Below are 12,989 nucleotides of genomic sequence, written 5' to 3' on the forward strand. Positions count from 1 at the left end.
GGAGGTGCGATATGGAAGAAAAATATCGAAATATTGATATAAAAAATGAAAAAGTTTTAAGTATAATAAATGCATCATTTGAAGTTTTTGCAAAAAACGATATAGAGAAGGCATCTACAAATATGATAGTAAAGCAAGCAGGAGTTTCTAGAGGCTTGTTATATCACTATTTTAAAGACAAGGATGAGCTATTTGATTTTCTTGTATATTATTCTGTGAGAATAATGGTTGAAAATATTGAAACAAAATTAGATTGGAAAGATACTGATTTTTTGAGAAGGATACAAGAGGGAATTATATTAAAATGCGAGATTATAGACATGTATCCTTATATAATAGAATTTTTAGAGAAGTATTCATATAGAGTTCCGAGAGAAGATTTAAAAAAAGAAGTAGAAACTAGTTCTCCAGGACTTATGGACAGGTGGTATAACCAAAATTTAGATTTTTCATCTGTTAAAGATGGGGTAGATATTGATATGATGAAAAAAACTATAAAATCGACGTTTTCAGAACTTGTAAGAGATAGGTGGAATATCAAAAAAACAAAAGGTATTGAGTTTAAAATAGAAGAAGTAAGAAGTGAATTTGCCAAATATGATACATTTTTTAGAAATCAATTTTATGAGTAATTAGACTAAGAAAAATGATGATCAAATGAGATGAAAAATGTGAAATAGGAGGAGTATTTATGTCTACTAAAATTTATTCTTTTGATACAGAATCTGAAGTTGAATTAAAAAGTGTTGGAGGTAAGGGAAAGGCTTTAATAGAGACGTTTAGAGCTGGTTTTCCAGTGCCAGATGGATTTGTACTTTCTGTTGATTTTTTTAAAAGTTGGATGGACGATATAAAGAGTAGTACCGAGTGGAGCACTATGATTAAAGATAGCATCATAACAAATTGTGATAAAGTAAAACAAAAAGCGTCTATGATGAGTTTTCATGAAAATCAGAAGAATTTGATAGAAGAAGTTTTGCAAAAATTTGACGGTAGATGTTTTTTTGCAGTCAGATCATCATCGCCAGAAGAGGATTTAGAGGGTACTAGTTTTGCTGGTATGTATGAAACGCATTTAGGTATATCAAAGAGTGAATTAGAGAGGTATATAGCGTCAGCATTTTCATCTGCATTTGACTATAGAGTAATGGAGTACAAAAAACAAAATAATATAGAGTTAGACAATACTTGCATAGCGATTGTCGTTCAAAGACAGGTAGATTCAGACGTAAGTGGCGTTGGTTTTTCACTAAATCCAAACAATAATTGTTACGATGAAGTCGTGATAAATGCATCATTTGGACTAGGAGAAAGTATAGTATCGGGAATAGTTACTCCAGATACATATGTAGTTGATTATATAAAACGAGAAATAATCGAAAAAAATATAGGAGATAAGCAAAGTGAATTATCTTTAGATATAAATGGTGGAACTATAGAACATAGTACTAAAGAGCCGTTTAAACAAGCACTTAGTGATGCTCAAATACTAGAGTTATCAGATTTGATAAAAAAATGTGAAAAATACTATGGAAAACCGATGGATACAGAGTGGGCTTATAAGGATAGTAAATTGTATTTACTACAGTCAAGACCGATTACTACTTATTTACCACTATTTCCAGAATTAGTTACAAAACCAGGAAAGCGAAAAAATTTATATTTAGATTTGATAGTCATGTCTCAAGGCTTTTCCGAGAGTATATCGGTTTTAGGAACGGATTTGTTTGGTATAATGCTCTATGAAATAAAAAATAGAACTTTTGCTACAGATATAAAAGGACTAGCACCCACATTACATGGTAGAGAATATATAAATGTGTCGCAATTACTAAAGGTTTGGGGAGAGAAAACTGGAATAAAATTTATCGAAGCATATGATGAAAATATAAAAAAAATAATCAAAGAAATTGATCTAGTCGGAGAATATAAAGCAGATGTAAGAAATGAATCGACTAGGGGTTCTAAGCGAAGAATGGTACAAATGATACTTAGAATGATTCCAACTATTATACGAACGAAATTTTCAAATTATAAAGGCGTTGTAGAGGAATATATAGAAGCGGCAGAGGAAATCAAAATGAAGACTAATGCGCTTAATTTAGAATGGGATTATAGTGATATAGTTGATGAATCAATGAAATACCTAAGCGATATAGTAAATAAAGCTGGAATAATGATGGCTGGAATGTCAGCATATTCATCTATTAAGAAAATGTTTAAAGGCAAGGAACTTGAATATTTGGTAACAGCACTTGGAATGGATTTAGATGGAAATCCAACTAGCGAAATGGGGCATAGATTATTCGAGTTAGCGTCTATGGATGATTTAAAAAAAACAAGAACATCTGAAGAATTTGTTAAGAACGTAGAAAATAGAATGTATTCTAAAGAGTTTATGATTAAGTATGATGAGTATATATCAAAATTTGGTTCTAGGGGATTTATGGAAATCGATGTTGCATCAAAAAGAGCTTATGAAGATCCGACTTTGGTATATGAGAAACTCGCAAATATAAATACAGAAGATAGTCAGATAATAAATGTAAAGGGCAAGAGAAAAGAAGCATATGAAAAATTACTTGAAGTAGCAAAATCAGAAGGTTTTGAGAAAAAATTTGCAAAACAAGCAGAGATTTATCAGGCGACATTCGGATATAGAGAGCATCCTAAGTATATGGTTGTAATAATATATGCGAAGCTTCACGATTTAGCATTAGAGCTAGGGGAGCAGTTTGTGAAAGCAGGATTACTTGATGATAAATACCATATATTTGATTTGCATATAAATGAAATAACCATGGCTCAAAGAGATGAAAATATAGATCTCAGAGTAGCTAGAAATGATAATTTAAAACCGTATAAAAAGGTTAAACATGTAAGAGATTGGCCGTTAGTGATAGATAGCAGAGGAAAAATATTTAAACCGCGTATTGAACCAAAAGATGGTGATATAATAGGTTTACCTATAGCACCAGGGATTGTGAGAGGTAAGGTGAAAATTCTAGAAACTCCATATGAAAAACCGCTAAATGCAGGAGAAATACTTGTTACTAGAGCAACAGAACCATCTTGGACTCCGATATTCATAAATGCTGCAGGTGTTATAATGGAAATTGGAGGGCCACTTCAGCATGGTGGTATAATAGCTAGAGAATATGGAATACCATGTGTTAGCGGTCTCATAGGCATAAAAGATATGTTAAAAGATGGAGATATGGTTGAAGTAGATGGGAACAATGGTATAGTGAAAATACTTGAGGAAAATGATAGTTAATTACATTTGCAAGAATTATAAGAATTAATTTGAAATGGAGTGAATAGAAAAATGATAGTAGATATTACGCAAACAACAAAAATAGGAAGAGTTTATCGTGAAGGTTCACCAGCTTTAAAAGTAGAAAATATAAAGTGCAATGAAGGTACAAAAAGTGAGTATGAAACAATAATGTTTTCATGTGCAACTCACAATATGGGTACTCATATAGATGTAGTTGATAAAGATGTTTTTATTGAGAATGAGAGACTGATTTCAACGGGTATAAAATTTGATGTATCACATATATCAGAACGAACTATCAAACTTTCGGATATTGATACCAGTATAGTTGAAGAGGGACAATATGTTTTTTTTCAAACAAATTGGGATAAATATTTTGACGATGAGGATAAATACAATAATCATCCAGAAATAGATTTTGAGGTCATAGAGTTTTTAGCTAGTAAAAAAGTAAATATGATAGGAATAGATACATTGGGACTTGGAAGAGGAAAGAATCATGGCAAAATAGACGTATACCTTGCTAAGGAGGGTAGATATGCCATCGAAAATCTTTGTAATTTAGATCAAATACCTAGTAAGGACTTCAAGGTTTATTGTTTACCTACGAAAATCGAAGGATTAGATGCATTTCCTACCAGAATATTGGTAGAATATTAAAAAAGCTGTTGACATTACGAAAAATTAATAATATAATAGCTCTAATCACAAAACACTTTATTTGATTGAAGTGTTTCGAGCAAAAGCTGTGAATGGTAGTAGTAAATAGTTCTGTACTTTCAGAGAGTCGATGGGTGGTGTGAATCGATAGTAGAGGTTATTGAATCCGACCAAGAGCTGTGTAGGGGTAACAACCTATGCCGGGGAGCTCCCGTTATCACCAGAAGAGGCTGCATTTGCAGTGAAATAAGGTGGCACCACGTAGATTTTTATCTCCGTCCTTGATATTTTTGTCGAGGACGGAGTTTTTTTATTATCTAAAAGGAGCTAATAGAAGAGGCGTAGTTGTATAGAGAATATACAGAAGATTTTGAAAATGAAATGGATTTAGATTGGAGAGATGAAGTATGGAAAATAAGAAAAGAGTTATAATTACAGAAAGAGTTGATGATGAAGGAGTTAAATTGCTAGAGAAAGAACTAGATGTGGATATTTGTTTAAATATTTCAAGAGAAGAATTACTTGCAAAAATAGAAAATTATGACGCAATTATAGTTAGAAGTGCTACGATGATAGATAAGGAACTGATGGAGAGAGCTACTAGGCTTAAAGTTGTAGGAAGAGCTGGAAATGGAACTGATAATATAGCTTTACAAGAGGCAACTGAAAGAGGAATAATAGTTGCTAATACTCCAGCAAGTAATACTATGTCAGCTGCAGAACTTGCTATAGCACTTTTATTGGGTGTTTCTAGAAATGTTACGCAGGCTAATAATTATATCAAATCAGGTAAATGGGAGAGAAACAGATTTAAAGGAGTAGAGTTGTATGGAAAAACATTAGGTATAATTGGATTAGGTAGAATTGGTTCTTTAGTAGCGCAGAGGATGAATGGATTTGGAATGAAAGTGATAGCATATGATCCATATATCGCCGAAGATAGATTTAAGCGTTTTAAAACAGAAAAGAGAGAAGAGCTCAAAACACTTATTGAAGAATCAGATTTTATAACTCTTCATACTCCAAAAACAAAAGAAACTATTGGAATGATTGGGAAGCAAGAAATAGAATGGATGAAAGATGGTGTGAGAATAGTAAATGATGCTCGCGGAGGGATAATAGACGAGCAAGCGTTACTTGAAGGAATAAAAAGTGGGAAAATTGCAAGTGCAGGACTGGATGTTCACGAAAAAGAACCATGTGTAGATAATCCTTTGTTTGAATTTGAAAATGTCATAGTAACACCACATATAGGAGCAAGTACAATAGAAGCTCAAGTGAATGTAGGAGTAACAGTTGCAGAGCAAGTGGTAAGTGCATTAAATGGAGAGATAGTGCCAAATGCAGTTAATTTACCTACTATGCATAGAGATGAGCTTGAGGTTATGAAACCGTATATAGAGCTAATGGAGAAATTAGGAAAAATCTATTATCAACTGCACAAAGAGCCTGTTGAACATGTAAATATAGAGTATTTTGGAAGTGTAGCCAAACAAGATACGAAGATGAGTACTATAGCGTTTATAAAGGGCTTGTTGCAACCAGTGGTCGAAGATCAGGTCAATTATATAAATGCAAAAATACTTGCAGAGCAGAGAGGTATAGCGATAGATCAAAGAAAAACTATGGAAGACTATGAAGGATATACTGATTTTATCAAAGTTAAAATTCAAACGAAAGATAACGTATTTACAATAGCCGGCAATTTATCATCTAAAAAAGAAGGTCGAATAGTAAAAATCGAAGATTATGAAGTAGATGTAAATCCAACAGAGCATATGTTATTTGTAAGAAATATTGATGTTCCTGGAGTTATTGGTAATATAGGAATGGGACTAGGTGAAGAAAACATAAATGTTGGAACTATGCAGGTTGGAAGAAATGAAATTGGTAAAGAGGCGCTGATGGTACTTACTGTAGATGATGAAGTATCAAAGGCAAGTTTGAAGAAGATTATGCAAAAAGAAAATGTGCTTTGGGCAAAGTATGTTAGTATATAAATTTATTTTAATTATTATGTAAAATATTCAGGTTCAAATTTCATTGTTAGATTAAATGAAATTTTGAACCTGAAATTGTTTATTACTGGCGCAATGTTTGAATAGTGGGTATAATGATAGCATTGAGAATAGTATTCACATAGAAAGAGGTGTATAATGTGGCAGTAATATATGCAGCTGATGATGAGAAAGATATAAGAGATATTTTAAGTGTTTTTCTAGAAAGTGAAGGTCACGAGGTGTTTAGTTTTGAAAATGGAGATGAATTATATGACAAATTTATAGAGACACCATGTGACTTGATATTATTAGATATAATGATGCCAGGGACTGATGGATTGATTATTTGTAGTAAAATTAGAAAGATATCCAAAGTTCCTATCATAATGCTTACAGCTAAAAATACAGATACGGATTATATATCAGGATTAGCTCTTGGAAGTGATGATTATATGACTAAACCATTCAAACCAACTATATTGATGGCAAAGATTAGAGCATTACTTAGAAGAGTGGAGCTTGAGCGTAGAGATGAAGTAGATAGAGGTACTGGAGAAAAGAGCTCGGTGAAGGATATATCAAGTGGAGATTTGAAATATGTGGTGAAAGAGCATATAGTTTATTGCAATGGTAGAGAGGTGAATTTAACAGCTACCGAATTGAAATTTCTGATGTATATGATGGAACACGAAAATGAAGCTATCAGTAAAGAAACTATTCTAAATGAAATTTGGGGATATAGCGCAGAAATAGAGACTAGAGTTGCAGATGAAACAAATAGACGACTTAGAAAGAAATTGACAGAAGCAGGCAGCTATATGTATGTGCAAACGGTCTGGGGATATGGATTTAAATTTACTAAGAAGGAGTAATTACTTATGAATATTCTAAATAAGAGGAAAATAGTTTATGGATTAACGTTTATAGTTGTTACCATTTCATTTATTTTTCTAATTTTATTTAATATATTGATGAATTTATATGTTGAAAATAGTGCAAGAAGCTCATTAGAATTAATGAAACATACATTTGATATAAATGCTGAATTTTTCGTAGATTATGATTTTAATGAAAATCTTTATTTCGAACCTTATTATGCAATAATAGATGATGACTATGTAGAAGAAATGTTTCCTTCGGAGATAGAATTGTATAAATACTATAAATCAGCAAGTAAAAATTTGGAGTATGGAGAATCATATAGATATACAAACAAGGGAAAAACGATATATTTTATGCTTCTAGAAAGAGTTATTGTCGATGATACATATTTTGAAAATGATGATCCTAAGAATATATTAATCTATGTAAATATATCTCCAGTTGCGAGTATTGTATCTACCATAAATAAAATTTTTGCAGTGGTATTTTTTTTAATAATAGTATTTGTTGTTTGGATTGGTAAAAAAACAGATAAATATCTAGAGATGAGCGATAAAAATTTAAAAAGTTTCTTTTCAAATGCATCGCATGAGCTTAAAACGCCTATAATGTCTATTCAAAGTTATGCAGAAGGAATAGAGAAAGAAATAGTAGACGAAAAAGAAGCGGCACAGATAATAATAAAAGAGAGCGAGCGCATGTCCAATTTAGTTGGTGATATACTAGAGATTTCTAAAATAGATAGTGGAGCTAAAAATTTGAATGCATATTATAGTGATCTTCGAGAAGTTTTATATGATATATTAGAAAGCAATACAATTTTGGCAGAAAAAAGTAATATAGAGTTTAAGTTCAAATTGAATGAACCACTTATGACTGTATTTGACGAGCAGATGATGCATAGTGTTTTTTCTAATATCGTATCAAACAATATCAGATATGCGAAGTCTAAAGTAGAGGTTCACGTGATTAAAAATTCTAAATTTATCAGCATAAAGATATCTGATGATGGAGAGCCCATCTTAGAAGAAAATATAATTCATGTATTTGATAGATTTTATAAAGGGAAAAATGGTCAAAATGGAATAGGACTGGCTTTGGCAAAAGAATATATTGAGCTTCACGATGGTAATATAAGAGTAATTTCAAACGAAGAAGAGACTGCATTTTTGATTAACATACCAAATATAAAGAAATAGATATTGTTGCAAATTTGTGGCATTTATTTTGCGAGATGAAGTAAGAAATCAATTAGATAACTTGATAGAATCTATATATAAAATATAGAGTAAATGAAAGAGGGTTATAAAATTGAAAAATAAAAAAATAATGATGACTTTGGCACTTGCAGCAGTTATGACATTTAGTTTAGCAGGTTGCGGTAATGAGACAAAGCCTGCAAATGATAGTGGAATGAATGTTAGTATTAGCAGTAATGAAGAGATAAAAAATGAATCTAATAGCAAAATAAATGAGAAGGCAACCCAAAAATTTGGAAGTTTAAAACGGTTTAAAACATCGACTATGAGCGAAAAGGAATTTAATCAAGATCAATTTCAAAATTACGATGTTACTATGGTTAATGTTTGGGCAACTTATTGCGGAGGATGTATAGAAGAATTGCCTGAAATACAGAAATTGTATGAGGAGTTACCTAAAAATGTAAATATAATATCTATTTGCTCAGATTCAAAAGGTAATGAAGAGATAGTAAAAGATATAATGCAAAAATCAAATATAGAATTTAGTGTGCTAAAAAATAGTGATGATTTAGAATCATCATTACTTAAAAATGTTATGTATGTACCTATAACTATATTTGTAGATAAAGATGGAAACATAGTTGGTGATGTGGTTGAAGGCGCACCAAGTGATGTTAGAGGAAAGTATATATCATCTATAAATAAAGCGCTAGAATCTATTGGAAAAACAAAAATGGATATGGGCAATAGTTTGGAGGATGGACAAAGTGACGGAGATAAGATGGAGGATACATCAGATTTAGATGGAGAAACTGATGAATTGGGCGGTGAAACTTGAGGAGTTTCAAATACTCTAGGTGAGTATATCATGGGACTTGGAGAAATAAAAGATTCAAAATTAGAAAAGCAGTTGACATTGGAGTATGAAAACATTATTTCAGAATTCAATAATGGCAAAATTGATGAAGATGAACAAATTAGGAAAATTTCAAAAATTGATAGAATTCTTAGAGAAAATAATGTATTTATTCCATATTCATCATTTGAAGACTACGTTGATTCGTTAAAGGGATTGTCCAAAAAAGAACGTGAATATCTTATAAAAAATGAGGATGTAATCATGGGTATGGATGAAGATGCTTCAGAAGATGAATCAGAAAAAGTTGCCAAAAGAATAAATGAAATACTAGAAACGGTTGGCGTAGATTCTGAAGAAGCTATAGATCAATTAGTAAATAGAAATATAAAGAGAGCTGTTTTTAATACGAGTGGTAATAGTGTAGTTTATGAGAACGATAAGGTAGCTAATAAATTACCATTGTCAAAAAATGATAAGGAAGAGTATGAAAGTCTTGTAAAAAAGGTTAAGACATTTATACCAAGTAGTATATTAAAAGATATAACAATGATGGAAATTAATACAGATGGAATTGAAAATGTAATGGCACACACTGTGCCTGCTACAGAGGATTTATCAGAGGGAAAATTTAGATTAGCGTTGGATATAAAGGATATAGTCGACGAGAATGGCGATTTGACTAAAGATGGAAAAGAAACTATAATCCATGAAACAGGTCACATGATAACGCTTGATGAAACTCAGGTAAATGATATTAGCTGGGAAGGCGAGGGTACAGAAAGCGCTGATGAGAAATTTAAAGAAGGATCATATATAAAGAAATTTTATGACAAATATTGGACCAAAATCATTTCTGATTATTTGAAGATTCAAGAAGAAACTGGAGACACATTTGAATTTTATGATAAATATGCAGATCAATTTGTCTCAGATTATGCAGCGACAAATATTGAAGAAGATATAGCAGAAAGTTTTAGAGTATTTGTTTGTAAAGGTAAGCCAACTGGTAATACTATCGCTGATCAAAAAGTTTTGTTTTTCTACGAATATCCTGAATTATTGAAAATAAGAGAGCAATATAGAAAAAATTTATAAAGAAATAATATAAAAGTCGTGTTTGTGAATGGTGCAAACAGGGCTTTTTTTATGGAATAAAATTCAAAAAAAACCAGTTGATTTTTTTGAGCAATTGAATTATAATTTAAATCGATAGTGAAATTCATTATCAATATCAAAAAATAGGAGGTTACAAAGTGGAAAATAAGTTACAAGCAAAAGATTTAATCAATGTTGGGATTTTTACAGCACTTTATTTTGTCATATTTTTTGCAACAGGAATGCTTGGTTATATACCTATACTCATGCTATTAATTCCTTTTTTATGCCCATTAGTTGCAGGAATTCCATTTATGTTATTTATGACTAGAGTGAACAAATTCGGAATGGTTACTATTATGGGAACTATTTTAGGACTGTTGATGTTATTAACTGGTCATCCATGGACTATAGTACCATTTGCAATGATAGTAGCATTCTTGGGAGATTTGGTTTTGAAATCAGGAGATTATTCAAATTGGAGTAGAATTAAACTTGGATATGTAGTATTTAGTCAATGGTTAATGGGGCTATTGATACCAATCTTTTTTATGAGAGATAGCTACTTTCAAACTATAAGAGCAGGTTATGGAGATGCGTATACCGATGCACTTCTCAAAGTGACTCCACCATGGGTGTTTTGGGCGATGATAGTACTAGCAGCACTAGGAGCATTTACTGGAGCTACAATAGGACGAGCTGCATTAAAAAAACACTTTCAAAGAGCGGGGATAGCTTAATGAATACAAATATTTTTTCTAGTGGGGGCCAGTCTAAGTTTTGGCTGGACCCACGAACCAAAATTTTATTGCTTATAGTTATTAATGTAGTACTGATAGGGGGCGGAATAAGCGGAGTTGACTCGATAATTAGATTTGTACTAGCTCTTTTACCGTTATTATTATTATTGTTAGAGCAAAAGTATCAAAGTAGTATTCTTTATTTAATATTCATTTCATTGGCAATGGGAAGTGAATTTTTTTTAGTTAGTGAAACTCAAGGCGTGCTAAATCTTATATTGGTAATTGCGTCAGGATTGATATCGAGATTTGTACCTAGTTTGGTTATGGGATATTATGTTGTAACTACAACTAAAATTAGTGAATTTGTTGCTGCAATGGAGAGGATGCACGTACCGCAAAAGATAATAATTCCATTTTCAGTAATGCTAAGGTTTTTTCCAACAGTAGGGGAAGAAAATATGGCAATAAGTGATGCTATGAAGATGCGTGGAATTCAGTTTGGAGGCAAAAATGCTACAGCTATGATTGAGTATAGAGTAATACCAATGCTCATTTCTACAGTTAGGATAGGAGAAGAACTTTCAGCAGCAGCCTTAACTAGAGGTCTCGGAAAACCGACAAAAAGAACAAATATATGCGAAGTAGGTTTTTCTATATTGGATGTGATGTGCATAGTTTTTGCTGTTACAGTTTTTAGCTTATGGATAATATTTTAGTAGTTTGAAGTTGGAGGTGAATTATTTGATTGAAATAAAAAATGTTTCATTCTCATATGAAAATAGAAAAGATATAAAGAGCCTTGAGGATGTGAATTTAAGTATCAAAAGTGGTGAAGTTATTTTACTTTGTGGAACGTCAGGGTGTGGAAAAACGACATTGACTAGACTTATAAATGGACTTATACCGAATTTTTATGAGGGAATATTAGAAGGAGAAGTATTGATAGAGGGGAAGGAGGTATCTAGCAAACCACTTTATGAAACTGCATCTAAAGTGGGGTCTGTATTTCAGAACCCGAGATCACAATTTTTTAACGTAGATACTACTAGTGAACTATCGTTTGGTTGTGAAAATATGGGATTTGATATTGGTGAAATCAAAGATAGAGTAAATGGAACTGTTTTTGATTTTAATATAGATTCATTGATGAATAGAAGTATATTTCAACTATCTGGAGGAGAGAAACAAAAGATAGCTTGCGCATCAGTATCTGCGCTAAGCCCTGATGTTTTTGTACTAGACGAGCCATCTTCAAATTTAGATTTTATGGCTATAGAAGATTTGAGAAAAGTTATAGAACTTTGGAAATCAAGAGGAAAGACGATAGTTGTAGCGGAACATAGACTCTACTATTTAAGTCAACTTGCAGATAGAGTGATTTACATGAAAAATGGTAGGATAGAGAGTGAATTTAATAGATTAGAAATACTAAAAATGTCATCTGATGAGCTTGGGAAATTAGGACTGAGACCAATAAATTTGTGTGACTTAAAAGAAAAAAATATAGAAGCTACAAAATGTACGGCTGATACTATTAATATTTGCGAGTTTTCTTTTGGATATAAGAAAAAATGTTGTAATTTAAGCATTAGAGATTTAGATGTTCCTAGAGATGGCATTATAGCAGTTATTGGACAAAATGGAGCTGGAAAATCAACATTTGCTAGATGTCTATGTGGATTAGAGAAAAGAGCAAAAGGCAAGATTAATTTAAATGGGAAACAAATGAAGAGTAAAGAAAGACTTAAGCATTGTTATATGGTGATGCAAGATGTAAATCATCAATTATTTACAGAAAGTGTGTTAGATGAAGTATTATTAGGTATGCCTGTACAAGATGAGAAAAAAGCCGAAATAATTTTAGAAAGCTTGGATCTTCATGACTATAAAGATGCTCATCCAATGGCACTTTCAGGAGGCCAAAAGCAGCGTGTTGCAATTGCGTCGGCAGTAGCGTCGGAGCGAGATGTTATATTGTTTGATGAACCCAGTAGTGGATTAGATTTTTATCACATGAAAGAAGTTTCGGAAAACCTTAGGAAACTAAATTCTTTTGGAAAAACATTGTTTGTAGTTACTCACGACCCAGAGCTTATACTTTCTTGTTGCAACCACGTGCTGGAAATTGAGAAGGGAAAGGTCAAGGCAAATTATAGACTAGATGAGCATGGAAAAGAAAAAATGTTGTCATTTTTCATTTAATCGAGTTTTAATCTCTTATAAACCCAATTTTCAAAAAAAACATATAGAATGCATTCATAATAAAGA

11 protein-coding genes and 1 other annotated feature are annotated in these 12,989 nt (G+C 31.9%); all 11 genes read left to right on the forward strand.

The window, feature by feature from the left end:
* The coding region (locus tag N4A40_10380; protein MCT4662256.1) for a TetR/AcrR family transcriptional regulator at positions 1 to 632 on the forward strand (632 nt) is incomplete at its 5' end.
* Between the two features lie 59 nt (positions 633 to 691).
* Positions 692 to 3,277, forward strand: coding sequence for a PEP-utilizing enzyme (locus N4A40_10385; GenBank protein ID MCT4662257.1), 2,586 nt, complete (start codon positions 692 to 694; stop codon positions 3,275 to 3,277).
* A 39-nt stretch (positions 3,278 to 3,316) separates the two neighbouring features.
* Complete coding sequence (locus N4A40_10390) at positions 3,317 to 3,940, forward strand: cyclase family protein (protein MCT4662258.1); 624 nt, start codon at positions 3,317 to 3,319, stop codon at positions 3,938 to 3,940.
* A gap of 79 nt (positions 3,941 to 4,019) precedes the next feature.
* Positions 4,020 to 4,226 (forward strand) — a binding site (T-box leader).
* 121 nt (positions 4,227 to 4,347) lie between these two features.
* Positions 4,348 to 5,940 carry a phosphoglycerate dehydrogenase gene (serA, locus tag N4A40_10395; GenBank protein ID MCT4662259.1) on the forward strand — a complete coding sequence of 531 codons (1,593 nt, stop codon included), beginning with the start codon at positions 4,348 to 4,350 and terminating at the stop codon, positions 5,938 to 5,940.
* A gap of 158 nt (positions 5,941 to 6,098) precedes the next feature.
* The gene (locus N4A40_10400) at positions 6,099 to 6,812 is read left to right on the forward strand and encodes a response regulator transcription factor (protein MCT4662260.1); all 714 of its coding nucleotides are present in this window, start codon (positions 6,099 to 6,101) and stop codon (positions 6,810 to 6,812) included.
* Between the two features lie 6 nt (positions 6,813 to 6,818).
* A complete protein-coding gene (locus N4A40_10405; GenBank protein MCT4662261.1) occupies positions 6,819 to 8,021 on the forward strand; it encodes a HAMP domain-containing histidine kinase in 1,203 nt (400 codons plus the stop codon).
* Between the two features lie 112 nt (positions 8,022 to 8,133).
* Positions 8,134 to 8,862: a redoxin domain-containing protein gene (locus N4A40_10410; protein MCT4662262.1), complete on the forward strand. Its 729-nt coding sequence runs from the start codon at positions 8,134 to 8,136 to the stop codon at positions 8,860 to 8,862.
* A 30-nt stretch (positions 8,863 to 8,892) separates the two neighbouring features.
* Entirely contained in the window at positions 8,893 to 9,978 is a 1,086-nt protein-coding gene (locus N4A40_10415) for a hypothetical protein (GenBank protein ID MCT4662263.1), read from the forward strand.
* A gap of 158 nt (positions 9,979 to 10,136) precedes the next feature.
* The gene (locus N4A40_10420) at positions 10,137 to 10,718 is read left to right on the forward strand and encodes an MptD family putative ECF transporter S component (GenBank protein MCT4662264.1); all 582 of its coding nucleotides are present in this window, start codon (positions 10,137 to 10,139) and stop codon (positions 10,716 to 10,718) included.
* Positions 10,718 to 11,437: an energy-coupling factor transporter transmembrane protein EcfT gene (locus tag N4A40_10425; protein ID MCT4662265.1), complete on the forward strand. Its 720-nt coding sequence runs from the start codon at positions 10,718 to 10,720 to the stop codon at positions 11,435 to 11,437. The genes N4A40_10420 and N4A40_10425 overlap by 1 nt, the downstream gene beginning before the upstream one ends.
* Positions 11,438 to 11,462: 25 nt before the next feature.
* Positions 11,463 to 12,923: an energy-coupling factor ABC transporter ATP-binding protein gene (locus tag N4A40_10430; GenBank protein ID MCT4662266.1), complete on the forward strand. Its 1,461-nt coding sequence runs from the start codon at positions 11,463 to 11,465 to the stop codon at positions 12,921 to 12,923.
* Positions 12,924 to 12,989: the final 66 nt, after the last annotated feature.

Source organism: Tissierellales bacterium, assembly GCA_025210965.1.
Lineage (GTDB): Bacteria > Bacillota > Clostridia > Tissierellales > JAOAQY01 > JAOAQY01.

What these genes read in the sequence shown, in the direction of transcription:
- N4A40_10385 (MCT4662257.1), top strand. Translation starts at nt 692, where the DNA reads ATGTCTACTAAAATTTATTCTTTTGATACAGAATCTGAAGTTGAATTA.
- serA (MCT4662259.1), top strand. Translation starts at nt 4,348, where the DNA reads ATGGAAAATAAGAAAAGAGTTATAATTACAGAAAGAGTTGATGATGAA.
- N4A40_10405 (MCT4662261.1), top strand. Translation starts at nt 6,819, where the DNA reads ATGAATATTCTAAATAAGAGGAAAATAGTTTATGGATTAACGTTTATA.
- N4A40_10415 (MCT4662263.1), top strand. Translation starts at nt 8,893, where the DNA reads ATGGGACTTGGAGAAATAAAAGATTCAAAATTAGAAAAGCAGTTGACA.
- N4A40_10425 (MCT4662265.1), top strand. Translation starts at nt 10,718, where the DNA reads ATGAATACAAATATTTTTTCTAGTGGGGGCCAGTCTAAGTTTTGGCTG.